The organism is Thioalkalivibrio halophilus (assembly GCF_001995255.1).
GTDB classification, from domain to species: domain Bacteria; phylum Pseudomonadota; class Gammaproteobacteria; order Ectothiorhodospirales; family Ectothiorhodospiraceae; genus Thioalkalivibrio; species Thioalkalivibrio halophilus.
Window position 1 is genome coordinate 1 of record NZ_MUZR01000035.1, and the last position, 22,285, is coordinate 22,285.

Here is a 22,285-nt window from a genome sequence, read left to right on the forward strand (position 1 = left end):
CAGCTTCAACCCGCGCGAGCTGCTGGCCGGCTGATCCCGCTCGCGCGCGACGCGCGGGATTCAGCCGGGCGTGTTGCGCTCCACCCAGCGGCTGCTGCCGTCGGCCAGGCGCTCGCGTTTCCAGAACGGGGCCTCGTGCTTGAGCCGCTCCAGGATGTCGCTGCAGGCATCGCGGGCGGCCGCACGATGGGCCGACCAGGTCGCCACCAGCACCAGCGCATCGCCCGGCCGCACCTCGCCCACGCGGTGCGCAACGTGCACGCCCAGCAGGGGCCAGCGCTGCTGGGCGGCCTCCACGATGCGCTCCAGCTCCTGCTCGGTCATTCCCGGGTAGTGCTCCAGAAACAGCCCGGTGACCGTGTCGTCCTCGTTGAAGTCGCGCATGCGGCCGACGAACACGCTGGCCGCGCCACGTGCTTCGACGGGAATGCCCTGCTCCGCCGCGCGCAGCGCGTCCCAGGGGTCGAAGTCCTCGTGATGGATCATCACCGTCATGCTCAGCCTCCGGTGACCGGCGGAAAGAAGGCCACCTCGTCGCCGTCGCGCACCGGGGTGTCCGGGCCCGCCTGGGACTGGTTGACCGCCGTCATCAGGCGCTGCGGCGGGGGTTCACCGTGCAGGTTTTCCCACAGACCGGCCACCGTGCACCCTTCGGCGGGCAGCTCGGCCTGCTCGCCATCGCGGCCCAGTTCCTCGCGCAGCCGCGCGAAATACAGCACTTTTACCGTCATACGGCCCCTACACGTGTGTCGCTCAAACAAGCATTATAGCCAGCATGAACAATTTCACTCATTTTGACTCTCAGGGCCACGCGCACATGGTGGATGTCGGCGACAAGGCCGTCTCCCACCGCGTGGCCATCGCCGAGGGCCGCATCCGCATGCAGCCGGAAACCCTGCAAAAGGTCCGCGAAGGCAATCATTCCAAAGGGGATGTTCTGGGCATTGCCCGCATCGCCGGTATCATGGGTGCCAAGAGAACGGGTGACCTGATCCCGCTGTGCCATCCCATCGGACTCAGCCGCGTGGCGGTCGAATTCGATCTGCAAGATGACGCGGTCGTGGCCCGGGCCACCTGCGAGGTGCATGCAGTCACCGGCGTGGAGATGGAGGCCCTGACCGCCGTCTCCACCGCCCTTCTGACCATCTACGATATGTGCAAGGCCGTGGACCGGGGCATGGTGCTGGAAACGGTCCGGCTTCTGGAAAAACACGGCGGTCGCAGCGGCAGCTGGAAGGCCCCCGACCCGCAAGGAGATTCCCGAACATGAAATGGATCAAGCGCCTGTTTGGCCTGATCGGCATCCTGATCCTCGTGGTGATCGTCGTCGCCGCGTATCTGCTGGTGACGTTCGACGCCAACGATTACAAGGAGCGCATCGAGGCCCAGGTGCACGAACAGACCGGGCGCGATCTGGAACTGGCCGGCGATGTCAGCCTGACGCTGTTCCCCACCCTCGGCCTGCGCCTGGAAGACGTGCGCTTCGGCAACGCCGAGGGCTTCGGCGACGAACCCTTCGCCGAGGTCGACGTGGTCGACGTGGCCGTCGCGGTCATGCCGCTGCTGCGCCGCGAGCTGGAAGTGCAACGGGTTGAAGGCGACGGCGTGCGCCTGAACCTGGCGCGCGACGAGGACGGCCGCAACAACTGGGACGACCTCGCTGCGCGCGCCGACGAAGCCCGCGACGAGGCCGTGACCGGCGACGAGGACGAAGAACGGACCGCCACCGAATCGCGCCTGGCCATGGAGCGGATCGATATCGCCGGCATCAGCCTGACCAACGCCCGCGTGGTGTGGGACGACCGCGAGACCGGGATGCGTGCCGTGCTGGACCCGTTCAGCCTGCAGGTGGGCCGCTTCCAGCCCGGCGTGGAGACCCGGCTGGAAATGTCCGCCGCGCTGGAGGCCGAGGGCGGCCCGCTGGAGCAGCCGCTCAGCACCACCATGGACCTGACCGGACTGGTCAACCTCGACCTGCTGAACAATCGCTATGCAGTGCGTCGCCTGGACCTCAACCTCGACGTGGAAGGCGGCCCGGTGCCGCAGCCGATGGCCGTCGTCTTCCGCAGCGACGTGGCGCTGGAGGTGGACGAAGACGACACCCGCCTGCGCATGGAACGCCTGACGGTGGAGGCCTCCAGGGTAACCCTCACCGGGTTTGCCGAACTGGGCAACCTGCAGGGCGACCAGCCACAGATGCGTGGCGAACTGCGCTCCAACACCTTCAACCTGCGCTCGGTCATGGACGACCTGGGGCTGGAAGCCCCGGCCACCGCGGATCCGGATGCCCTGCAGCGGGTCGCGTTCGACCTTTCCGCGGCCGGTACGCCGGGCAACCTGGAACTGTCGCCGTTCCTGTTCACCCTCGACGACACGACCCTCAGCGGTGACGCCACGCTGGACACCACCGGCGAGCGCCCGCATTTCGGTTTCGACCTGCGCGGCAACGAGCTCAATGTCGACCGCTACCTCCCGCCGGAGGTCGAAGAGGCGCGCACCGGCGAAGCCAACGGCGCCCCCGACGAGGAAGAAGCCGAGGAGCTGCGTATCGAACTGCCGATGGAAGCCCTGCGTTCCGTCGACGTGGACGGCAGCCTGGCCCTCGATGGTCGCCTGATCCTGATGGGCCTGGAGCTGCGCGACATCGCACTGGACATCCGGGCGCGCGGCGGCGACTGGGTGATCGACCCGCTGTCCGCCACCGGCTACGACGGCGAACTGACCAGCCGCATCCAGCTGGACGCCTCGGGCAGCCAGCCGCGCTACGGCCTCACCACCGACCTGGCCGGCCTGGATATCGGCGCCCTGCTGGACGACCTGCAGGGTGACGACGCCATGCTGCTGGGCACCGGCAACCTCACGCTCGACATCACCACGCAAGGCGAGGCGCTGTCCGACCTGCGGGCCAACCTCAACGGCGACGGCGACATGCGCTTCGAGGACGGCGCGGTGCGCGGCATCAATGTCGCCGACATCATCCGCCGCGCGGAGGCCCGCATCCGCGGCCGTGAATACGAGTCGGACGAGCCGCGGCAGACGGACTTCAGCGAGATCTCCGGCAGTTTCGACATCGAGAACGGCGTGGTCTCCAACAACGACCTGGAAGGCAACTCCCCGCTGCTGCGCGTCCGCGGCCAGGGCTCGGCCGACCTCAACGACGAGTCGCTGGACTACCGCGTGGACACGACCCTCGTCGGCACCCTGGAAGGCCAGGGCGGACGTTCGCTGGAAGACCTGCGCGGCGTCCGCCTGCCGATCCGCATCAGCGGCACGTTCGACGACCCCAGCTTCCGCCTCGACCTCGAGTCCATCCTGCGTGAACGCGCCGCCGAAGAGCTGGGCGTGGACGAGGACGAACTGCGTGACGAGGCCACCCGGCGCCTGATGGAGCGCCTCGGCCTCTCGCGCGACGAAGCGGACGAGGAAGAAGCAAACGACGAACAAGCCGAAGAAGCTGACGAAGACGAGGAAGACGAGGAAGACGAAGAAGACGAAGAGGCCGAACGCAGCCTCGAGCAGGAAGCGGAAGACCGCATGCGGGAACTCCTCGAGTAAACCGGGGAACCCGGGTCACCCGCACTCGTTCAACCCGACCGCGAACACCGACGCCCGGGCACATCGCCCCGGGCGTCGGTGCCTCCTCCCCCGCCATCATGCAACCCTTCGCCCAACGCCTGCTGGACTGGTTCGACCGCAACGGTCGTCACGATCTCCCGTGGCAGCACCCGCGCACGCCCTACCGCGTATGGGTCTCCGAGATCATGTTGCAGCAGACCCGGGTCGAGACCGTCATCCCGTATTTCGAGCGGTTCACCGCGAGCTTCCCGGACGTGCAGAGCCTGGCCGCCGCCCCCGTGGACGACGTCCTCGCCCTGTGGGCCGGCCTCGGCTACTACGCCCGCGCCCGCAACCTGCACCGCTGCGCCCGGACCATCGTGGAAGACCACAACGGCCATTTCCCGCGCGAACGCGTGGCGCTGGAGGCCCTGCCCGGCATCGGCCGCTCCACCGCCGCCGCCATCGTCGCCCAGGCACACGACGCCCCCGAGGCCATCCTCGACGGCAACGCCAAGCGCGTGCTCGCCCGCCACGCCGCGGTGGACGGCTGGCCCGGCAGCACCGCCAGCCAGAAGACCCTGTGGCGCGAAGCCGAGGCCCGCACGCCCGCCAGCCGCTGCGCCGACTACACCCAGGCGATCATGGATCTGGGCGCGCTGGTGTGCACCCGCAGCCGCCCCGACTGCGCCGCCTGCCCGGTAGCCGTGGACTGCGGCGCCCGCCTGCAGGAACGGACCGCCGAGCTGCCGCACCCGCGGCCGAAGCGCGAACGCCCGACACGCACGCGCTGGGCCGCCCTGCTGCACGCCCCCGAAGGGATCTACCTGGAACAGCGCCCGCCCAGCGGCATCTGGGGCGGGCTGTACACCCTGCCCGAGGCCGAAGACCCGGAGCATCTGGAGGCCTGGGTGCACACCCACTGGCCACGCGCCGAGGCACTGGCAGGCGATGCGCTCAACCACGGCTTCAGCCACTACCAGCTCGACCTGCGCGTGCAGCGCTACCGGCTCCCGGCGGGTGAGTGCGGGATCATGGATGCCCCCGGGGTGATCTGGTATAAACCGGGCCAGTCGCGGCCGGCAGGCATCCCGGCCCCCATACAAGGCTTACTGCAAAGCGAAAAGGATTCCGGCCATGGCACGAACCGTTAACTGCGTAAAACTCGGCAAAGAGGCCGAAGGCCTGGACGTCCCGCCCTACCCGGGCGAGATGGGCAAGAAGATCTACCTCAACGTCTCCAAGGAAGCCTGGAACGCCTGGCTGAGCCACCAGACCATGCTCATCAACGAGTATCGCCTGACCCCGGTGGACCCCAAGGCGCGCAAGTTCCTGGAAGAGGAAATGGAGAAGTTCCTGTTCGGCGACGGCTCCGAAAAACCCGAAGGCTTCGTCGACCCCAACCAGTCCTGAAGCCGGCCCCGGGGCGCGCCCTTGACGTGAGCGCCCCGGACCGCTTTAATACTGCTCTTCGCCTCACGGCGAACCCCGCAACAAGTCAGTACTGGCCGGGTAGCTCAGTCGGTAGAGCAGGGGATTGAAAATCCCCGTGTCGGCGGTTCGATTCCGTCCCCGGCCACCATTTCCCTGTCCGCAGTCGTCCTCTCGCGTCCGCATGCCCCGTTCGGCGAGGGCCAGCGGCCCCATCAATCGCGCTCAATAGTGGTATCTGCAGGAGATGATGGTGATGGACGAACCGTCCACGGCATAGACCAGGCGATGGGTGTCATCAATACGGCGCGACCAGAAACCAGCCAGGTTCTCCTTGAGAGGTTCCGGCTTGCCAATGCCTTCCAGTGGTGACCGCTTCACATCCGCGATCAACTTGTTGATCCGCCTGAGGGTCTTCCGGTCCTGGGCTTGCCAGTAGATGTAGTCGTTCCATGCTTCGTCCGTCCAGCAAAGGAGCCGACTACTCATCCCCGTCTACCAGCTCACGCTCGGTGGCCTTTCCTGCCTTGTATTGCGCAATGGACTTGTTGAGATGCTCGGCATTCGCCGGGGAACGCAGAAGATGCACGGTCTCCATCAGGCTGTTGTAGTAATCCAGCGACATTACCACGGCGTCTTCCGAATCGCGGCGCGTAATCACCGTGGTGTCGGCATCATCGACCACGCCATCGAGTACGGCTTTGAGGCCGTTGCGAGCCTCAGTGAATGACACAATCTTCATGGAGCCCTCCTGTACAGTCACCCGTACAAGTATAGGGCGAGCAGCCCAAATGTACAATTTACGGGACAGGCCACGGCATCGACTCGCCGGGAAGCCCCGTTTGCACTATGGCACCATCGATGCCATGAGCGTTCGTCGTATTCTGCGTATGGGGCACGCAGATTCGTCCAGGTCTTTCGATTCCGTCCCCGGCCACCATTCCTTCTCCCACGTTCCATCAGCTTCTGGGTGGTCTGACGCCTCCCTTGCGGCGAATCCCGAATCCCACTCGAAAGATGTCCGGAATGTTGATCCGGCCTTCTACGGTTCTGTAGAGCACCCCCAGTTCCTCGAGATCGTCGACCAGCAGTTCGATATCCGCCCTTCCTTCCGGTTCGGACGAAAAACGGCGCGGCGGCAGCTTCTCGCGCGAAACCTCGAGAACCCTCTGCAGGATTTCCTCCGACCAGTGGCGGCGCAGATCGTCGACTTCCAGCGGCACGGTTGCATCTCGCAGGCCCGAAAGAAGCGGGGTGACCCACGGGTAATCCTCGCGGCCCAGCTCCGCCACACGGGTCTCCGAGGCTTCGGCCACGCCGTGCTTGATCGCTTCATAGTGAAGCGGACTGGTGTGATCGGCATACTTTTCGTGGGTGCGGTGGGCCGCCTCGCGCAGCGCCAGGAGCAAGCTTCGCGGGGCGATACGGCCGTGGGCATCCGCCAGATGCCCCGTAATCCAGGTATAGGTATAGCCTCGACGGCGGTTGGTTCCCATATACGGCCCAGCCAGATACTCCAGCAACGGCCATTGAAGCGATTCGCCGGCACGCACGACTGTCGGCACCCGCCGTTCGCCCTGCGCATGCTCCCAGGACTCACCAGTGAGCTGCTGCGCCCGGGCGGCAAACACATCACCCGCCGCCCCGTTGGCAAGCAGGTGAAACAGCAACCCGTAGAGATCCACCGGGCGCCACGCAAGGTCGACCCGGTTATGCAGCAATTTGGAACTGTCGCGGAAACCGAATATGCCCCCGTCTTCTTCCATATCGGGCCGCAGAAAAAACTTCAGGCGGATGTTCGGATAGGGTCGACAAGCGAGCGCGACTTCGAGGGCGCCCCGAGTCAATGCGCGCACGGATTCCCAGCCGCCCCGGGCGATCGTATCGAGCGAGTCGAACACCAGCAGAAGGTATTGTTCTCTGCGCGTCAGTTCGCGACTGGCCGCAGCCAGCAACTCGGCGAAGGCCTCAGGGTCGGCCTGCGCCCACCGGGCCGCTTCCGTCGCACGGCCAAACGGCGCCTGCATGCCACAAACTTCGGCCAGTTGCCGTGCCAGCAACCCGCGCCATATGTGACGGGGCTCCAGCCCCTCGGCCAGAAGCTGCTCCAGGGTCTCCGCGTCGGGATGCTGACCCATGTGCGGATCCGTACTGAAACCGATCCGCACCACGGTGTTCTCCAGAGCCTTCGGCCCCCCCGACCCCACAAGACGCTGGCGGGTCGGTTGATCGAACAGGGCCGCCGTCCACACCGATTTGCCGGAACCCCGCATGCCGATCACGACCGTCGTGTCCAGACTCAGGGCACGGGTGTGGCTTTCCGGCACGTATAGCTCCCCCGGGCCGGGTGGCGTCAGGTTCTCCTGAGCGGAGACATCGGGCAATTCACACAACGCCGCCCGCAGGGCCTCCACTTCCGATTGCGTGCCGGTCACTCCTCACCCCTCCGGACACCGAGCTTCAGGCGCTCCCCGGCCACGCGGAAAAACTCGCCGTAGACCTTGTCCAGAACCTGGGCCACCGGCATCTCCGCAGGCATATTGAACGTGGCGCCTGACATCGATGTATCGGCGTACACCGGGATCGGCCAGTGCGGCATACCCTCGTCTTCCTCCTCCGGTGCAGACGGTCCGGCTTCGGCCTCTTCATCGTAGAGCCATTGCCAGGTCTCGTAGGAACGCTCCCGGAACGCGGCCTGTGCCTTCGGCGTGGACCCCGCCATGGCACCGACCGTGCTCAACCGCCAGCGCAGATCCGTATCCGGCATGTTGAACGTGATGGCGGGTGACCAGCGCAGGTGCCGGAACAGCTGTTCATAACCCGCCCATGTCGGCGGATCGTCCCGGGCGAACAGAAACGCATGCGCCCCCAGGCGGGTCACCGCCGCCGCGCCGATGTCGTGCATGCCGGCCCTCGCATCAAGCAACGCCACGTCGAACGGCTCGATGCGGTCGGCCGCAGTTTGCAAAAGCGCATGCACCGCCTCCGCGAACCCGTATTCCGCCCCGTCGACCCTGACCGACAGATACGCACGCCCCAGCTTGGCGACATAATCCCGAGTCCGGGAACCAAAGGCCGGAGCCAGCCGGATCTCCCCGGGCGTTCCGGGTGCCAGCTCGACGCTTCCCAGCATCCCTTCGAACAACTCGCGATCAGCCTGCCCCACTCGGCCCTCGACCAGCCAGTCCACCACGCCGTAATCCGGCCAGGGGGACGCAGCCTCGCGCCTCGGTCCCAGCAGGAAGTTCTGGACCCCGGGAGCCTCCAGGTCCAGGTCCACCACCAGCACCTTCATGCCCCGGCCCGCCAGATGATGAGCCCAGGCCGCCAGCGTGGTTGACCGTCCCACCCCACCCTTCAGGCTGAAGGCCACCGCCGTTGGCAGCGGGGGCTGGTCGGTGACGGGCGTTCGCAACCAGTCCTGGTTGTTCATCAGGCGGTCCACCAGACGAATTTCGAGGGTGTCGTCACCGTCGAGCCCGACCCATTCCGGCGACTCGAATACTTCCTCCGGCATGAGCAGGTCGTCGCGCGTCTGCACGGCTTCGTCGGCACCGGGGGCAAACCGTCCGAGGCGCGCATTCAGGTCACCGGAGAGCTGCGCGCGCTCCGGCAGCTCTTCCGCGGACACGTTCACCGCCAGAGAGACCCGACCCAGCAAATCCCGAATGGCGTACACACACTTGAAGCGGGCCAGTCGTTCACACGCGAACGATTCCGCAATCTGGAGCGCATCGTGGAATCGAACCATCCATTACCCCCTGAACAGGCCAGTTGCCACCAACAAGCGGCGCGCCCCTTCGCAGTGCCGCTCCACGGCGGCCTCCGGCACCGCGCTGTCTGCCACGTACCGCTGTTCGACATCCCAGTCCGCAAACCGCTCCTCGCCTGCCAGCTCTCCAGCAAGTCCCGGAAACTGGTTCCGGAATGCAGTCGCCTGAATCTTCCTCCACAGAACGTTGATGTGCTTGCGGTGCTGGTCCTCACGAAAATACCCGGCCCTCTTCAGCGCCGATTTCAAGGCGCACTCGGCCGCAAGACCGTAGAGCTGGTCCGCGTTCTCCCACCGGCTCCGCTCGTCCAGCAAACGGGCATCTCCCCAGTGGCGGCGGGCTGCCTCGTCATAGTTCTCGTCCATGCATGCTCCACAAACCGGTTCCCTGAAAACCCCGACTTTGCCGCTTCCGGGACCGAACGGGAACCCCCGGCGTTCGGCTCGCCGGCACGTTGACCAGCCCACGTCCGTCCACAATGCGCTGAGCCACAAGCTCAGCAGACGAAAGCGTACGGGTGTTGCGGTGGCTCGGCCGGGTGGATCCATGCGGAGCGGCCCCGGCTCCACTGCCAGGCGGCCCATGCCGCGGCGCAGGCGGCAACCGAATGGTCGCTGGCATCGGCGAGATCGAGCACCCCGTCCAGACCCTGCCGATCCAGCCAGGCCAGCAGGTCCCGTCGCGCGTCCGCCGCGTGCTTCATCGCCTTCAGGGTCTCGACCGAAGCCCCGCCCAGCGCCATGGCCACCGTGGGGTGCACCTCCGCCACGCGTGCATCCGGGCGCTCGAAGGCGAGCATACGGCTGACCGCGACACCGCGCAGCGTCAGGTAGCTCATCCTCGGCGCGGAAGGCGCCATCACGGTGCCGGCCGGCAGGCCGCACTCCACCGCCAGGCGGCGCAGGGACTGATCGGACGTGCGACTGCCCCCGGTGGGCGAGTACGACAGCGGTGCATCCAGCCCCACCACCGCCGCGGCCGGCACACGCTCCAGGATCGCCTGATCGTCCGCCCCCGCAAGCAGCTCCCGCAGCCGGAGCGCCCCGCCGCGTTCAGCGAAAACGGCGAGGGACGTCTGCCCGGCACTCCCGGGCCCGGACAGATCCACCCCGACGATCCACTGCCCCATGCGATCTCCTTTGGCCGGCTTCGAACGCGCCAGGCTGCGAACGTTGTTCTTCGCTGTGGCACCATCGATGCCATGAGCGTTCGTCGTATCCTGCGTATGGGGCACCCCGACCTGCGTCGCGTGTGCCACCCGGTGGCCGATGGCGACTTCGACAGCGCCGGGCTGCAGGCCCTGGTGGACGACCTGGTGGACACCATGCACGCCAGCGAAGGGCTCGGCCTCGCCGCCGCCCAGATCGGCGACACCCGACGCGTGGCCGTGATCGAGATTCAGCCCGGCAACACGCGCTACCCCGATGCCGTACCCACCGGCCGCCTGGTGCTGGTGAACCCGGTGGTCACCGTGCTGGACCCGACGCCGCAACGCTACTGGGAAGGCTGCCTGTCCGTGCCCGGCCTGCGCGGCGAAGTCGCCCGGCCGCGCCACATCGCCGTCGACTACCACGAGCCCGACGGCACGCCCCGCCACCTGGAACCCGAAGGCTTCCTCGCCACCGTGTTCCAGCACGAGATCGACCACCTCGACGGCACCCTGTTCATCGACCGGGTGACCGACACCACCCGCCTCGCCTTCCTCGACGAATACCGCGAGTTCCACGCAGAAGCATAGGGCTCACGCCCGGTGCAGCTTACGGCGCCGGGCGCTTTATGGCGTCAAAAAAAGGAGAGCTTATGCCGCAATACCCTCGACAATGAGATGGCTAACGTCGGTACGCTGGCTTGCATGTTCAAAGGTGATCGCGCAGACATTGCCGCTGGCATCCACATCCAGAATGGTGTTTTCGTCCAGGTCTTTCGATTCCGCAATGTCGCTGCTGCGGAACTCGATGTACAGAGTATCGCTGTCATCGAAATAGCTGACTTTCATGGCCGGAACCCCCGATCAAAGAATGCATTGTGAATCGTCTCGCCATCGTCCAGCAGAATCACCCGCAGGTACCGGCCTTCCATTGCCTCGATCCTGGCCCATCGCCTTATTCGGCCATCTGCCTGCACGTGCTCTCTCTCGGGATGCTGCACCACGTACTGGATCCATTCGTCCTTGATTCTCGCACGGTCCGGCCTGCCCCGAGTCGCCCGGAAGTATTTCGTGGTTTTCACAGATATTTTTCCTTTCCTGCATGAATCGCCGGCATCGTTCCCGTCAGGTAACCGAGGCGCCAGGCTGACTATCAGCCCCCCTCACTCGACGACACCCTGTTCATCGACCGGGTGACCGACACCACCCGCCTCGCCTTCCTCGAGGAATACCGCGAGTTCCACGCAGAAGCATAGGACTCACGCCCGGTGCAGGACCGGTCAGTCGTGCACGATGATGCGGGAGCCGGCGGCGTCGATGTCCACGCGGGAACTGGAGTAGTCGCAGGCCTTCGCGATGTCTTTCAGAGCCGGCATGTCATTGAGCTCCGCCAGACGATGCAGCAGGCTGCCGCCCTCGCAGTCACGCGGCATGCCGCCGTCGTCCAGCGTGCAGCCGAACTCGCCGCCATCCACCGACCAGTCCATGTCGGCCGGCATATTCAGCACCACCGGTTCCTCGTGCATCACCTGGAACTTCGCCCGCATGGCGTTCTTGCCGTTTTCCCAATCCAGGGCCGGCATGTTGTCTACGCTGCGCATGGTGTGCCTCCTTCGCGATTCCGCGAGGTTGCAACGGGTTTGCCGGAGCCGTTCCCTGCCCCTCTCCTTTGACGCTAGACGCCGTCCACGAGGCGGTCAAAGGTGACCCCGGCGGCGATGGGGAAGGATTCGTGTGGTCCATTACCGTTTGGTGGACTCCTTCAACAGGTGGCACACCGCAGGGCAAGCGGCAATTGCCCCCGAAGTTCTCGCTCCCGATCAAGCTATTTGGCGGTCCAGGACGTCGGTTCAAGGGCCCGCCCACGCGCATGGAGAGCCGTAGGTCCCTGACTACGGTGAAAAACTGGAGCCCGGACCGAGCATCAGCTACACAACAGCTTGACGACTCGTACACAAATGTACGAGTCTATGGGCAAGGGATTAGTGGGCCGCAACATGAATGGAAACGAATACCTGAAGCGGCTGCAGAAGCTGGGAAAGAAAACCGGCACGCCGGTTCAACTGGTCGAGCACCAAGGGAAAGGGAGCCATGGCCGAATCTACTACGGTGACCGCTTCACGACCCTGAAGGACCGTAAGAAGGAGATCGGCCCCGGGCTGCTGAAAGCCATGTGCAAGCAGCTCGGTATCGACCCGAACGACATTTGAGGACAGAGCCATGCGCTACGCATACCCCGTACAACTCGAACGCGACGAAGGCGGCCACTACCTGGCGACGTGCCGGGACGTGCCCGAGGCCCTGACGGACGGGGAATCTCAAGAGGAGGCGCTGCGCGAAATGGGCGAGGCCCTGGGCGCGGCGCTCGCTGGCTACGTCATGGAGGGGCGCCCCATCCCCTCCCCCACCGACGCGGAACCGGGCGAGGCAATCGCGCCGGTGTCGCCCCTGATCGCCGCCAAACTCGCGCTCCGGGTCGCCATGCGGGCGGAAGGGGTCAGCAACTCGGAACTGGCACGCCGAATGGGCAGCCATGAGGGTGCGATCCGGCGGCTAATCGACGTGGATCACCGCTCCAGGATCGAGGCGGTCCACGCCGCGATCGCCAGTCTGGGTCATGGTCTCGTCGTGGAGGATGCTCGCCCCTTTAAACCCGTCGCAGCATAGAGGGTAACCGCCAGCGCCCGCCCGGGCTCGCGGGTTCAGGCCTGCGCGGCCTCGCCGATGCGGCGGAGGAAGGGGGCCTGCGGCGGGCCGGTGACGATCAGCTCGTCCATGGCCCGGGTCATGGCCACGTAGAGCAGGCGGGCCTCTTCGGCCTCGCGCTCCTCGGCGGTGTCCATCTCGCCCAGGCCGGTCAGGGCCACCACGGGAAACTCCAGGCCCTTGCTGGAGTGCATGGTCACCATCTTGACCGTGTCGGCCGGGGTGGCCGACTTCTGGCGATTGCGGTCCCCGAGGTTTTCCAGCGGGATGCCCGCACGCTCGAACACCGCGCGGATCTTGCCGGCGGCGGGCACGCGGCGGTGCAGCACGGCCATCTCGCTCCAGGGGCGGCCCTGTTCGTGCAGCCGCTTGAAGTGCCCGGCGATGTATTCGATCTCCTGCGGCTGGGCGGGCAGGGGGATGATCGCGGGCTCCGGGCCTTCGCGGCCCGCGCTTTCCGGCGGCACGAGCGGGATGCCGTCTTCCTCGGCCTCCTGCGGGTCCAGCAGTTCGCGGGCGAAGCGGGTGGCCAGGTCCAGCACCTGGCGGGTGTTGCGGTAATTCACCCGCAGGATGGTGGTGCGCCCGCGGGCCTCCACGCCCACGCTGGAGAAGCTGAACCGGCTCTGGCTGCGGCCGTAGATCGACTGAGCGTCGTCGTACAGCACGAGCACCGAGTTGGTGTCTGGGTCGACCATCTGCGTGGCCAGCCGGAACCAGTGCGGCTCGAAGTCGTGGCCCTCGTCGATCATCACCGCGCCGTACTGCCCGCCGGGGATCTGCCCCTGGTCGACGCCGTCGATCACCTGCTGCACCAGCTGGTCGAAGAAGGCCCGCTTGTCCGTGTTATTCGGCGGGGGCGGCACGTTGTAGGTACGCAGCTGCGCGTGGCACCAGCGATGGAAGTTGTACACCACCACCTGATCGCCCGCGCCCTTCTCCGCCAGGATGGCCTGCAGGCGGTCGGCCAGGGTGCGGTTGTAACACAGCACCAGGATCGGCTTGCGCAGCGCCCGCGCCAGATGCAGGCAGCGGTAGACCAGGATCAGCGTCTTGCCCGCCCCGGCCGCGCCATGGATCACCCGGTGCCCGGTTCCCAGGCTGCGGGCCAGCTGCTCCTGCTGCAGGTCCATCACCCGCATCAGGTCCGGGAGCACTTCGGCCGGGGATTCGGTCTCGTCCGCGTCGGACGCATCGTCGAACAGGCTGCCCTGGCGGATGCGAATCTCGGGGAACAGATGGCCGCGGATGCGGTCGATCTGCGGCAGCGACAACCGGTGCGGGAACTGCACAGTGAACATGTCCCACAGCCGCTTCTGGAAATCCTCCGGATCCTGGGACTCCGTCATCTCGTCGCGACAGATGACCCGATTGGCCGGAATCACCTCGCCCAGCTCCTGCTGCTCGAACTGCGCGCGGGTAATGTTGGCCAGCACCACCCCGTGCCCGAACGGCAGCATCAACCGGCCCTGCAGCGAAGATCCCGGCGGATGCACCAGCTGCGGATCGCGCTCCAGTGGCTTGATGACCTGATAGGCATACTGGCGCGCCTGCTCCAGCGGGTTGGGGACCACTTTCAGGCCCCGGTCCGTCAGGATGGTCGCCTCCTGGCGATCGATCTGCCGGATGGTCTCCAGCCGCCAGTCCTTCACCTCCAGGATCAGCAGACCCCGCTGCGGATGCAGCACGATGAAATCCGGATGCTCCGACCGCCCGCCCACCGGCACGTCGTACCAGCACAGGTAGTCATCCTCCAGGAAGTGCTCCAGTCGCCGCGCAAAGCGCTTCTCGCCCGACGTCATCCGCGGCAGGCAGCTGTTCAGCGAAGGTATGAGTGTTGTCACTTCCGGGGCTCTCCCAAAGTTGCGCGGAATGGCCCCCGCTTGTCGCGAAAGCCCCGCCACCGCAATCGATCTCTATCCCCCACTCCGGCCCGAAAGGCCCCACTGACCGGCCCGCCGGCAAAGCGCCACTAGCGAAATCGACGCTGAACCACACATAGGCTATGGTTTCCACAAGCTGGCACGCAAGGATGCCGCGTTACCGATTCGCCCGGAGCCAGGAGGAACCAACCATGGCCGAGCTACCCGAGTTCATCGAGTCAGGCGAAGCTGCCCGGCTGATCCCCGTCACCGCCGACTCCAACAAAGAACAACGAGCGGCCTCCATCGTCCTGGCGGCCATGCGAAGCATCTACGAGCTCCGCCAATCCATGCTGGGCTCCCTGGGCGTCCGTGTAGGCAACCGTGCAAGGCTCGGCGCCTGGACCGAAGTCACGTTCAAGGAAGAGAAGAGCGCGAAATCGAGCTCCAAAAAGAACGACCGCCCCGACGGCCTGCTGGTCCTCGATACCGGGAAGAAGCGTTGGACCGCCCTGATCGAAGCCAAGATCGGCAATGCCGAAGTGGACGAGGAACAACTCCAGTCCTACGTGCAGCAGGCCCGCGCTCACAAGATCGATGCGGTGATCACCATCACCAACCAGTTCGTGGCCCAGCCTACCCACCACCCGATCAAGCTGCCGAAAAACCAGACGCGCAACGTCGAGCTCTATCACTGGTCCTGGATGTACATCCTCACGCAAGCCACCCTCCTGCTGGAGGCCGACGGGATCAGCTCACCCGACCAGCGCTTCATCCTCGCGGAAGTGACCCGGTATCTGAATCATGACTCGAGCGGCGTCAGCCGCTTCGACAGCATGAACCGGGAATGGAAGGACGTCGTCGCCAAGGTCAAGAATGGCGCGAAGCTGAACAAGAACTCCGAAGAGGTCGAAAACACGGTTTCCAGCTGGCACCAGGAACAACGCGATCTGAGCCTGGTTCTTTCGCGGAAACTCGGTCAGGCCGTCAAACTGCGGCTGAGCCGGATACACCGCACCGACCCGCAGGCCCGCCTGAAAAGTGATTGCGAGCTCCTCGCCTGCGAACACGTACTGCGCTGCGAACTGGACATCCCGCACGCCGCGGCCGAGCTTCACGTGGAAGCGAACCTGGAGAAGCGCGTGATCGTCACGAGCATGCGGCTCGACGCACCGAAGGACAAAAAGAAGACCAGCGCCCGCGTCAACTGGCTACGCCGCCAGCTCGACAACGTCGAATCCGAGGGCTTCTTCGTGAAGGCGATCCGTCCGGGCAAGGCCGAATCCACGCAGGCCCCTCTCGGCCTCGTACTGGAAGACCCTGAACACCTCGAGTCCGAGAATACCGAAGCCGTTCCAACTGCCTTCGAAGTGCGCTATGTGACCGATCAAGCCTCCCGCTTCTCCGGCAACAAGGTGTTCATCGAGGAACTTGAGCGTGCCGTGCCCCATTTCTACGAACAGGTTGGCCAGCGACTCCGGGCATGGGTGCCACCGCCGCCGAAAATGAAATCTGACCCAGTGAACACGGCATCCGAGACCGAACAGGAAGAAGAGGCCACCCCGCCAGACGACAGGCCGAACTGAGGCAAGATGGCTCAATGGGCCTGCCCATGGCACCGTCACTGCGCTCTTGGGCTGCTGTAACGCAAAGCTAACCGGCGCGAGGTACGAGCGTCCGGTTGAGCGCCGAGTTAGGAGCTGGTACCCCAAGAATTGACTTCCCCCGACGCGGATACCCAATACACAGTGATCCCCTGCCTCCTACAGAAATCACGGAGGCCGTCCATGCGTCTCCGGTAATCAGAGGTATCAGGTATAGCTAAAGCGATTTCGTCTCCATTCTCCGGGTCTTCGGTATCTTTTATAAGGTTGAACAAACCGTGCGACAGGTTTCTCCATGCGTTATCCCACTGGTTCTTTGCGTTGCTCTCACCCTTGCACTCGATCGCAAGACGAACCCCTGACGTCGGATCCTTCCCCTCCACATCGATCCCATTTGCTTTTCCCATGCGCGGGATAACATCAATGTAGCCCTGACGCACAAGCCAGTCTGCCATGGTCGTTTTCACGTAATCTTCTGAAATCAACCTCTTACTCCTAACGCCTGGCTTTGCGGCGCGCCGGAGCGCCAGCGTAGGTGCGTCCGACAACAGCCACTGGTTATGTGCTGCTACGGCGCTGCACCACGGTTTTATTGATGATACGTCGATTGATTTTCTGCTTCCAGGCGGTTTGCTTGGGCGATAATTTCCGCTTCCTTCGGGTATCCATCAAAAACTTGTATTCTTGATCGAAGATGTAACCAAGCTTGAAAGCATGATAGATCAAATCTTCGTTCGCATTGGCGGTATCATCGACTGCTATTCGGCGAAGCCCGGCGAAGAGGTTCCCGGTCTCAATACCGATAAATCGGTTAATACAGACATTACCGACGTAAGTTGTGTTGCCATTGATCTGATTGCGAATGTAGCAATGCTCTTTGATGTCCTGACCGCAGGGACAGCTATCAAATTCTTCGCTGACTTCCACGCCAATGAGCGCCCACTCCGTTCTCGCAGTATCAAAATCGCTTGCCACTGACAGGGGGGAGAATATGGGCAGCCAACCGTTCTCTATTGTGATCCACAATTACCTCCCCATGAGCACATAACAGTAGATTAGACAGAATCTGTCATATTGGTGATATACAGATTCTGCATATCATCCTGGCGTTCTCCTCTCGGTGGCACACCAATGCGGTAAACCATGCTTTTATCATGGTAGTGGACGTCGCGTCGAGTGGCAGGGCGCCCCGCGCGCTGGGACGAACGATTTTCGTCTCTTGGTCAAAGTCTTACAGGGGCCCTATCGGTCAACGTAGGGGAGACGTAGGGGCCCACGTTAAAGGCTTGCGGGTGGACTGATTCGGGGCGAGACATGGGAAGCGGGGGCTCGGGCGTGACAGAGCGCGGTGCTATACAGAATCGGTATATCACGGTTATTGCAGCGTAGCGTGGCGAGCGGAGGCACCACGCGTGGCCCGAGAATTGGGCTTCCGCCGGGAGCTGTGGCGGCGTTCCCTGGTACGATCCGGCCAGAGACGAACCGGGAGCCGGTGTTGGAAACGCTCAAGGAAGCGAATCAGGCGGTGGTGGTCTGCGGCATTCTGGAGGACGCGCAGGGCCGGATCTTTGTGGCGCGTCGCGGGGCCGATCAGGCGCTGGCGGGGTATTGGGAGTTCCCCGGTGGCAAGGCGGAGCCGGGTGAGAGCCTGGAGGCCGCGGTGTGCCGCGAATTCCGCGAAGAGCTGGCGCTGGAGCTTCGAGTCGGGGAAGAGATCGGGCGCACGCCGATTCCGGGTAATGGGATCCTTGAGTTGGTGGCGCTGCGAGCGTGGACGGATGACGAGAGCCCGGTGCTGACGGTGCACGATCGCTGGTGCTGGGTGTCGCCGGCGGAGGCGCCTGGGCTCGACCTCGCGCCCGCGGACATCCCGTTGCTCGAAGCCTTTATTGCAGGACGGTCCGCATGAGCCGGGATTGCGCCGCCAAGTCCCTGCCCGGGGCCGAATGGGTTGGCCTGCATGAACGGCTGGATACGCCGCGGGTGCGGCAGGCGCTGGAAGCCCTGGGGCTGGAGGACCATGCCCGCTGGAGCCAGGGGCTGGAAGGCGACGATCTGGCCATGACCCTGGCGGCGGAACTGGCCCAGCGCCTCGCCGAGCGCGCCGGGGAACTGCGCGAGAAGGGGCATGAAGACTGGACCCGGGCCGTGCAGATCCTGGCGGATGCGCTGGCGGCGGCTGGGCATCCGCTGTCGGGCATTGAGGAAGACCTTCCGCTGCCGCCGTTTCGGCAGTTGTTGGAGGTGCGCTCTCCGACCGCCGACCAGGTTGGGCAGCAGGAGACACCGCGGCCGGATATACCGTTGGCGCTGTCCAGCCTGCTCACCGGGTCCGATCGCACGCCGAGTCTGGTGACGCAGATCGAGAAGGAACTGGCCAGTGCGGAGCGGGCGGACTGGCTGGTGTCGTTCATCAAGTGGAGCGGGATTCGCGCCCTGCGCGAGACGCTGAAGCGCTTTACCGAGACCCCGACGGCCGATGGCTCGCCCAGGCTGCGGATCGCGACGACCTCGTACCTCGGGGCCACGGATCTGAAGGCGATCGAGTTTCTGCTGGGCCTGCCGAACACCGAGATTCGGGTCTCGTACGACACGCATCGCACGCGCCTGCACGCCAAGGCCTACCTGTTCCATCGGAACACGGGGTTTGGCAGTGCCTACATCGGCTCGGCGAATGTCTCGCGGGTGGCGCTGGATGAGGGGCTGGAGTGGACGGCCAAGGTCAGCGAGTACGAGCTGCCGCATATGTGGCGCCAGATCGAGGCCTCGTTCGAGGCGCACTGGGCAGACCCGGCCGAGTTTGAGCCTCTAACCGCGGAAGACCTGCCTCGCCTGCAGCAGGCGCTGGAGTCGGAATCCAGCGCAGGGCCAGCCGCGCAGAAAGACGCTGCCACATTCTTCGATCTGCGGCCGTATGCCTTTCAGCAGGAGATCCTGGAGGACATCCAGCGCGAGCGCCGTTCGGGGATCGACCGCCATCTGGTGATCGCCGCCACCGGGACCGGCAAGACCATGATCGCGGCGTTCGACTATCGCCGGTTTGCGCGCGAGCAGGCGGACAAGGGGCGGCCGTCGCTGCTGTTCATCGCCCACCGCGAGGAGATCCTGCGTCAGGCGATGGCCAGCTTCCGTCAGGTGCTGCAGGACAACGAATTTGGCGACGTGCTGGTGGGCGGGGCGCGCCCGAGTCAGGACCGCCACCTGTTCTGCACGGTGCAGAGCTGGAACGCGCGGGACCTCGATCGCCTCGACCCGGCGCATTTCGATTACGTGGTACTGGATGAGGCTCACCACAGTAGCGCCGGGAGCTATCAGCGCATCCTGGACCATGTGCGGCCCCAATGCCTGCTGGGCCTGACGGCGACCCCGGAGCGCACGGATGCCGACGACATCCGCCAGCACTTCGGCCAGCGTTACACGCACGAGATCCGCCTGCCGGATGCGATCGAGCGTCGCCTGCTGGTGCCGTTCCATTACTTCGGCGTGGCCGACCACGAGTCCGTGGACCTGAGCCGGGTGAGCTGGCAGCGCGGGGGCTATGACGCGCAAGAACTGGAGGGCGTCTTCACCGGCAACCAAGCGCGCGCCGACTGGGTGTTGCGGCAGGCCCATGAACACGCGACCGACCTGGGCTCGGTTCGGGGTCTGGGGTTTTGCATCAGCCGCGCCCATGCGCGGTTCATGGCCGAGCATTTTTCAGCCAAGCAGGTGCCCAGCGCGGTGCTGACCGGCGAGAGCCCGGACCACGAGCGCGAATCGGTGCAGCGCGACCTGCGCGAGGGGCGCATCCGCTTCATCTTTACCGTGGACCTCTACAACGAGGGCGTGGATCTGCCGGAGGTGGACACCCTGTTGCTGCTGCGCCCGACCGAGAGCCTGACGGTCTACCTGCAGCAACTCGGGCGCGGGCTGCGGCTGCATGAAGACAAGCCGCACCTCACGGTGCTGGATTTCGTCGCGCCGCAGGATCGGCGCTTTCGCTACGCCGCGCGGTTCCGTGCGCTCAGCGCGCGGCCGGAGAAGCGGGTGGATCACCAGATCGAGGAGGGCTTCCCCTGGCTGCCCAGCGGCTGCCTGATCCACCTCGACCGGTTGGCCACCCAGCGGGTCCTCGACAACATCCGCGCGCAGATCAACCGCCAGCGCCCGCAGATCGTGCGCGAGCTGAAGGGCTGTTTCCAGGAGGACATCGACTCCGCCAGCCTGCCCAAGATGCTCGACTGCCTGCATATGGACGACGCCGAGGACCTGCTGCGCAAGGACCTGCCCTCACGGCTGCGCGCGGACTGCGGTGGGGAGTCGACCGAGGCACTGAAACCGTATGCCAACGGCCTCAAGCGCGGGCTGCAACGCCTGGTCCGCTGTGATGACCAGCAGTTGCTGGAAACCCTGCAAAGCCATCTGGCGGAATCCGCGTCGAACGTGGATGAGCTCAGCGAGGAAGAACGACTCCGGCTGGCCCTCATCCACAGCACGCTATGGGGCAAGTCGCGCCCGGGGAACGGCGACCTCTCGTCGGTGGACCGCTTCGTCCGCGAACAACGCCCGCTCTACCGGGATCTTCAGGAGGTCGCCGAATGGCGGCGCGAGCGCATGGTGCCGGCCAGCGGCATCACATTCCCGGAGCAGACGGGGCCGCTGGAGCTGCATGCGTCCTACACCCGCGAGCAGATCCTGCTGGCGCTGGGCCTCGGGAGCCTGGAGAAGCCGATTACTCAGCAGGAGGGTGTGCGGCATGTGCCGGAACGGCGAGTGGATGCGCTGTTCGTCACCCTGGAGAAATCCGAGCAGGAGTTCTCGCCCACCACCATGTACGAGGACTATGCCCTCAACGAGCGGCGGTTCCACTGGCAGTCGCAGTCCGGCACCTCACCCACCTCGGAGACCGGGCAGCGCTACATCCACCACGAACAGCTCGGCTACACCCCCATGCTGTTCATACGCCCGGCCAAGCGCGACGCCACCGGACTGAGCCAGCCGTTCACCTTCTGCGGCCCGGTGCGCTACCAGCGCCATGAAGGCAGCAAGCCGATGAGCATCATCTGGGAACTGGATTACGAACTGCCCGCCCGCCTCCTGCACCTCGCCCGCCGCACGGTCCTGTAGCGCTCAGCGGCGAGTTCAGGTGGTGGAAAGCGGGCAGGTGATCCGGCAGCCGGGAGCAGTTCTGTTCGACTGCTTTGCTCAGAGGGCCTGTCCGTGGTCTTCGACGTCGCGGCGCAGTTCGTCGCCGGCCTCGGTCAGATCGACCAGATCGAAGGTGTAGAGCGTCCGCAGGTCCTCGATGCGGCCGCGCAGCCGGCCCCAGTCGCTGACGGAAACGTGCCGGGCCGGCACGATCGCCAGGTCGATGTCGGAGTTCCAGCGCGCCGTGCCACGCGGCCAGGAGCCGAACCAGATCACCCGGGCATCGTCGCCGAATTCCTCACGCACGATGGCCGCGGCGTCATGCGCCAGCCCGGTCACCCGCTCGCGCGGCGACTGCGCCTCTTCGGCCTTCGGGATGTTGGCGTAACCCGCTGTTTCCATGCTCCGGCCGTCCCCTGAGTACAGGAGGACTATAGCATCCGGGGTTGCTGACAAGCCTCGGGTCCGAGCGTACAGTTCGATGTAAAGCGCACCCCCGCATGAGGAGCCACCCCATGAGTCGCCCGTCAGCAAGCATGCCGTTGCGCCATGCCTTGGCCAAGGCGCGTTTCACCCCCGTTCGCGAGATGGCCGAATACGTACCATTGCTGCAGGGAGAGACCGGCACCATTGCGAACGAAGCGCGGGACGCTTCTCGGGTCCTTGCCGCGTTGCGCGAGTCGCTGGGATTGTCGATCACCGGCCTTGCTCGGGCGTTCGATGTCTCGCGGCCCACGATCTACGCCTGGATGAAGGGTGAAACCGAGCCGCGCTCCGAGCTTTGGCTCCGCTTGCGGGAGATGGAACAACTGGCCAGCCGGGCACAGCGTTATTCGCTTTCCCGCCCGGCGCGTCTGGTGCGCCGACCGGCTCTGGACGGAACCAGCCTGCTCGAACGGTTGCAGGCAGGACAGGAGATCGGGGAGGAGCACCTGCAGGCTCTGGCCGATCTTTCCCGTGACGAGGAGACAAAGCGCGCAAAGCCCCGGGGTGGAGCAGAACGCCCTGCCGAGGATGTGGCAGCGGAATACGGTCGCCCGACCGGATAGGGAGGTAAAAGGCGGCCTCCGTGCGAGCACG

26 protein-coding genes, 1 tRNA gene and 1 pseudogene are annotated in these 22,285 nt (G+C 65.2%); 13 read left to right on the plus strand and 15 right to left on the minus strand.

Annotation, left to right across the window (positions count from 1 at the left end; genetic code table 11):
• Nucleotides 1–60: 60 nt before the first annotated feature.
• Nucleotides 61–495 carry a molybdenum cofactor biosynthesis protein MoaE gene (locus tag B1A74_RS08860; RefSeq protein ID WP_077244419.1) on the minus strand — a complete coding sequence of 145 codons (435 nt, stop codon included), beginning with the start codon at nucleotides 493–495 and terminating at the stop codon, nucleotides 61–63.
• A 2-nt stretch (nucleotides 496–497) separates the two neighbouring features.
• Entirely contained in the window at nucleotides 498–731 is a 234-nt protein-coding gene (gene moaD, locus B1A74_RS08865; RefSeq protein ID WP_077244420.1) for a molybdopterin converting factor subunit 1, read from the minus strand.
• A gap of 44 nt (nucleotides 732–775) precedes the next feature.
• Between moaD and moaC the strand changes: the two genes are divergently transcribed.
• From moaC to B1A74_RS08890, 5 genes are all read left to right on the plus strand, one after another.
• Nucleotides 776–1,270, plus strand: a complete 495-nt coding sequence (moaC, locus tag B1A74_RS08870; RefSeq protein WP_077244421.1) for a cyclic pyranopterin monophosphate synthase MoaC — start codon at nucleotides 776–778, stop codon at nucleotides 1,268–1,270.
• Complete coding sequence (locus tag B1A74_RS08875; protein WP_077244422.1) at nucleotides 1,267–3,555, plus strand: AsmA family protein; 2,289 nt, start codon at nucleotides 1,267–1,269, stop codon at nucleotides 3,553–3,555. Before moaC ends, B1A74_RS08875 begins: the two co-directional genes overlap by 4 nt.
• 98 nt (nucleotides 3,556–3,653) lie before the next feature.
• Nucleotides 3,654–4,709 carry an A/G-specific adenine glycosylase gene (gene mutY / locus B1A74_RS08880; RefSeq protein WP_077244423.1) on the plus strand — a complete coding sequence of 352 codons (1,056 nt, stop codon included), beginning with the start codon at nucleotides 3,654–3,656 and terminating at the stop codon, nucleotides 4,707–4,709.
• On the plus strand, nucleotides 4,693–4,968 hold the full coding sequence (locus B1A74_RS08885; protein WP_018947159.1) for an oxidative damage protection protein: 276 nt from the start codon (nucleotides 4,693–4,695) through the stop codon (nucleotides 4,966–4,968). The genes mutY and B1A74_RS08885 overlap by 17 nt, the downstream gene beginning before the upstream one ends.
• 93 nt (nucleotides 4,969–5,061) lie before the next feature.
• A tRNA-Phe gene (locus B1A74_RS08890) sits at nucleotides 5,062–5,137 on the plus strand.
• A gap of 74 nt (nucleotides 5,138–5,211) precedes the next feature.
• Here the strand turns inward: B1A74_RS08890 and B1A74_RS08895 are convergent.
• From B1A74_RS08895 to B1A74_RS08920, 6 genes are all read right to left on the minus strand, one after another.
• Nucleotides 5,212–5,475 carry a Txe/YoeB family addiction module toxin gene (locus tag B1A74_RS08895; protein ID WP_018947160.1) on the minus strand — a complete coding sequence of 88 codons (264 nt, stop codon included), beginning with the start codon at nucleotides 5,473–5,475 and terminating at the stop codon, nucleotides 5,212–5,214.
• Nucleotides 5,468–5,728 carry a type II toxin-antitoxin system Phd/YefM family antitoxin gene (locus B1A74_RS08900; RefSeq protein WP_018868998.1) on the minus strand — a complete coding sequence of 87 codons (261 nt, stop codon included), beginning with the start codon at nucleotides 5,726–5,728 and terminating at the stop codon, nucleotides 5,468–5,470. The genes B1A74_RS08895 and B1A74_RS08900 overlap by 8 nt, the downstream gene beginning before the upstream one ends.
• Nucleotides 5,729–5,945: 217 nt before the next feature.
• Nucleotides 5,946–7,421, minus strand: a complete 1,476-nt coding sequence (locus tag B1A74_RS08905) for an AAA family ATPase (protein WP_143592247.1) — start codon at nucleotides 7,419–7,421, stop codon at nucleotides 5,946–5,948.
• Nucleotides 7,418–8,617, minus strand: coding sequence for a KGGVGR-motif variant AAA ATPase (locus B1A74_RS08910; RefSeq protein ID WP_208855989.1), 1,200 nt, complete (start codon nucleotides 8,615–8,617; stop codon nucleotides 7,418–7,420). Before B1A74_RS08910 ends, B1A74_RS08905 begins: the two co-directional genes overlap by 4 nt.
• Nucleotides 8,618–8,740: 123 nt before the next feature.
• Nucleotides 8,741–9,124 carry a hypothetical protein gene (locus tag B1A74_RS08915; protein WP_077244426.1) on the minus strand — a complete coding sequence of 128 codons (384 nt, stop codon included), beginning with the start codon at nucleotides 9,122–9,124 and terminating at the stop codon, nucleotides 8,741–8,743.
• A gap of 131 nt (nucleotides 9,125–9,255) precedes the next feature.
• Entirely contained in the window at nucleotides 9,256–9,888 is a 633-nt protein-coding gene (locus tag B1A74_RS08920; protein WP_077244427.1) for a DUF429 domain-containing protein, read from the minus strand.
• A 72-nt stretch (nucleotides 9,889–9,960) separates the two neighbouring features.
• Between B1A74_RS08920 and def the strand changes: the two genes are divergently transcribed.
• On the plus strand, nucleotides 9,961–10,497 hold the full coding sequence (gene def / locus B1A74_RS08925) for a peptide deformylase (protein WP_077244428.1): 537 nt from the start codon (nucleotides 9,961–9,963) through the stop codon (nucleotides 10,495–10,497).
• Between the two features lie 60 nt (nucleotides 10,498–10,557).
• Here def and B1A74_RS08930 read toward each other — a convergent pair whose 3' ends face one another.
• Complete coding sequence (locus B1A74_RS08930; RefSeq protein WP_019570592.1) at nucleotides 10,558–10,755, minus strand: DUF2283 domain-containing protein; 198 nt, start codon at nucleotides 10,753–10,755, stop codon at nucleotides 10,558–10,560.
• Nucleotides 10,752–10,988 (minus strand): hypothetical protein, encoded by a 237-nt coding sequence (locus B1A74_RS08935; RefSeq protein WP_019570591.1) that lies wholly within the window; start codon nucleotides 10,986–10,988, stop codon nucleotides 10,752–10,754. Before B1A74_RS08935 ends, B1A74_RS08930 begins: the two co-directional genes overlap by 4 nt.
• 84 nt (nucleotides 10,989–11,072) lie before the next feature.
• On the opposite strand from B1A74_RS08935, the pseudogene B1A74_RS14075 reads away from it, so the two are divergent.
• Nucleotides 11,073–11,162, plus strand: a pseudogene (locus B1A74_RS14075) (peptide deformylase); the annotation flags it as partial.
• 24 nt (nucleotides 11,163–11,186) lie between these two features.
• Here the strand turns inward: B1A74_RS14075 and B1A74_RS08940 are convergent.
• Nucleotides 11,187–11,507, minus strand: coding sequence for a hypothetical protein (locus B1A74_RS08940; protein WP_024329432.1), 321 nt, complete (start codon nucleotides 11,505–11,507; stop codon nucleotides 11,187–11,189).
• 396 nt (nucleotides 11,508–11,903) lie between these two features.
• Here B1A74_RS08940 and B1A74_RS08945 point away from each other — a divergent pair, with 396 nt between their 5' ends.
• Complete coding sequence (locus B1A74_RS08945) at nucleotides 11,904–12,116, plus strand: type II toxin-antitoxin system HicA family toxin (protein WP_019583291.1); 213 nt, start codon at nucleotides 11,904–11,906, stop codon at nucleotides 12,114–12,116.
• Between the two features lie 10 nt (nucleotides 12,117–12,126).
• Entirely contained in the window at nucleotides 12,127–12,573 is a 447-nt protein-coding gene (locus tag B1A74_RS08950) for a type II toxin-antitoxin system HicB family antitoxin (protein ID WP_018868994.1), read from the plus strand.
• A 35-nt stretch (nucleotides 12,574–12,608) separates the two neighbouring features.
• Here the strand turns inward: B1A74_RS08950 and B1A74_RS08955 are convergent, their stop codons facing one another.
• Nucleotides 12,609–14,414, minus strand: coding sequence for a DEAD/DEAH box helicase (locus B1A74_RS08955; RefSeq protein ID WP_077244429.1), 1,806 nt, complete (start codon nucleotides 14,412–14,414; stop codon nucleotides 12,609–12,611).
• Between the two features lie 272 nt (nucleotides 14,415–14,686).
• On the opposite strand from B1A74_RS08955, the gene B1A74_RS08960 reads away from it, so the two are divergent.
• Nucleotides 14,687–16,060: a hypothetical protein gene (locus B1A74_RS08960; protein ID WP_077244430.1), complete on the plus strand. Its 1,374-nt coding sequence runs from the start codon at nucleotides 14,687–14,689 to the stop codon at nucleotides 16,058–16,060.
• Between the two features lie 107 nt (nucleotides 16,061–16,167).
• On the opposite strand, the gene B1A74_RS14175 is transcribed toward B1A74_RS08960, so the two are convergent.
• Together B1A74_RS14175 and B1A74_RS08965 are read right to left on the minus strand one after the other, a co-directional pair.
• A complete protein-coding gene (locus B1A74_RS14175; RefSeq protein WP_143592248.1) occupies nucleotides 16,168–16,563 on the minus strand; it encodes a hypothetical protein in 396 nt (131 codons plus the stop codon).
• A gap of 73 nt (nucleotides 16,564–16,636) precedes the next feature.
• Nucleotides 16,637–17,005, minus strand: coding sequence for a hypothetical protein (locus tag B1A74_RS08965; protein WP_208855990.1), 369 nt, complete (start codon nucleotides 17,003–17,005; stop codon nucleotides 16,637–16,639).
• A gap of 568 nt (nucleotides 17,006–17,573) precedes the next feature.
• On the opposite strand from B1A74_RS08965, the gene B1A74_RS08970 reads away from it, so the two are divergent.
• A complete protein-coding gene (locus B1A74_RS08970; protein ID WP_077244482.1) occupies nucleotides 17,574–17,987 on the plus strand; it encodes a (deoxy)nucleoside triphosphate pyrophosphohydrolase in 414 nt (137 codons plus the stop codon).
• Nucleotides 17,984–21,184 (plus strand): DEAD/DEAH box helicase, encoded by a 3,201-nt coding sequence (locus B1A74_RS08975; protein ID WP_077244431.1) that lies wholly within the window; start codon nucleotides 17,984–17,986, stop codon nucleotides 21,182–21,184. Before B1A74_RS08970 ends, B1A74_RS08975 begins: the two co-directional genes overlap by 4 nt.
• A gap of 78 nt (nucleotides 21,185–21,262) precedes the next feature.
• On the opposite strand, the gene B1A74_RS08980 is transcribed toward B1A74_RS08975, so the two are convergent.
• A complete protein-coding gene (locus tag B1A74_RS08980; RefSeq protein ID WP_077244432.1) occupies nucleotides 21,263–21,607 on the minus strand; it encodes a nucleotidyltransferase family protein in 345 nt (114 codons plus the stop codon).
• Between the two features lie 113 nt (nucleotides 21,608–21,720).
• On the opposite strand from B1A74_RS08980, the gene B1A74_RS08985 reads away from it, so the two are divergent.
• Nucleotides 21,721–22,254, plus strand: a complete 534-nt coding sequence (locus B1A74_RS08985; protein WP_158076022.1) for a helix-turn-helix domain-containing protein — start codon at nucleotides 21,721–21,723, stop codon at nucleotides 22,252–22,254.
• The last annotated feature ends 31 nt before the right edge of the window (nucleotides 22,255–22,285 follow it).

Bases quoted from the DNA above. Each gene is read 5' to 3' on its own strand.
- B1A74_RS08915 (WP_077244426.1), bottom strand. From the start codon at position 9,124: ATGGACGAGAACTATGACGAGGCAGCCCGCCGCCACTGGGGAGATGCC.
- B1A74_RS08900 (WP_018868998.1), bottom strand. From the start codon at position 5,728: ATGAAGATTGTGTCATTCACTGAGGCTCGCAACGGCCTCAAAGCCGTA.
- B1A74_RS08885 (WP_018947159.1), top strand. From the start codon at position 4,693: ATGGCACGAACCGTTAACTGCGTAAAACTCGGCAAAGAGGCCGAAGGC.
- mutY (WP_077244423.1), top strand. From the start codon at position 3,654: ATGCAACCCTTCGCCCAACGCCTGCTGGACTGGTTCGACCGCAACGGT.
- B1A74_RS08875 (WP_077244422.1), top strand. From the start codon at position 1,267: ATGAAATGGATCAAGCGCCTGTTTGGCCTGATCGGCATCCTGATCCTC.
- B1A74_RS08860 (WP_077244419.1), bottom strand. From the start codon at position 495: ATGACGGTGATGATCCATCACGAGGACTTCGACCCCTGGGACGCGCTG.
- B1A74_RS08895 (WP_018947160.1), bottom strand. From the start codon at position 5,475: ATGAGTAGTCGGCTCCTTTGCTGGACGGACGAAGCATGGAACGACTAC.
- B1A74_RS08920 (WP_077244427.1), bottom strand. From the start codon at position 9,888: ATGGGGCAGTGGATCGTCGGGGTGGATCTGTCCGGGCCCGGGAGTGCC.
- B1A74_RS08950 (WP_018868994.1), top strand. From the start codon at position 12,127: ATGCGCTACGCATACCCCGTACAACTCGAACGCGACGAAGGCGGCCAC.
- B1A74_RS08980 (WP_077244432.1), bottom strand. From the start codon at position 21,607: ATGGAAACAGCGGGTTACGCCAACATCCCGAAGGCCGAAGAGGCGCAG.
- B1A74_RS08940 (WP_024329432.1), bottom strand. From the start codon at position 11,507: ATGCGCAGCGTAGACAACATGCCGGCCCTGGATTGGGAAAACGGCAAG.
- B1A74_RS08975 (WP_077244431.1), top strand. From the start codon at position 17,984: ATGAGCCGGGATTGCGCCGCCAAGTCCCTGCCCGGGGCCGAATGGGTT.
- def (WP_077244428.1), top strand. From the start codon at position 9,961: ATGAGCGTTCGTCGTATCCTGCGTATGGGGCACCCCGACCTGCGTCGC.
- moaD (WP_077244420.1), bottom strand. From the start codon at position 731: ATGACGGTAAAAGTGCTGTATTTCGCGCGGCTGCGCGAGGAACTGGGC.
- B1A74_RS08945 (WP_019583291.1), top strand. From the start codon at position 11,904: ATGAATGGAAACGAATACCTGAAGCGGCTGCAGAAGCTGGGAAAGAAA.
- B1A74_RS08955 (WP_077244429.1), bottom strand. From the start codon at position 14,414: ATGACGTCGGGCGAGAAGCGCTTTGCGCGGCGACTGGAGCACTTCCTG.
- B1A74_RS08960 (WP_077244430.1), top strand. From the start codon at position 14,687: ATGGCCGAGCTACCCGAGTTCATCGAGTCAGGCGAAGCTGCCCGGCTG.
- B1A74_RS08930 (WP_019570592.1), bottom strand. From the start codon at position 10,755: ATGAAAGTCAGCTATTTCGATGACAGCGATACTCTGTACATCGAGTTC.
- B1A74_RS08985 (WP_158076022.1), top strand. From the start codon at position 21,721: ATGAGTCGCCCGTCAGCAAGCATGCCGTTGCGCCATGCCTTGGCCAAG.
- moaC (WP_077244421.1), top strand. From the start codon at position 776: ATGAACAATTTCACTCATTTTGACTCTCAGGGCCACGCGCACATGGTG.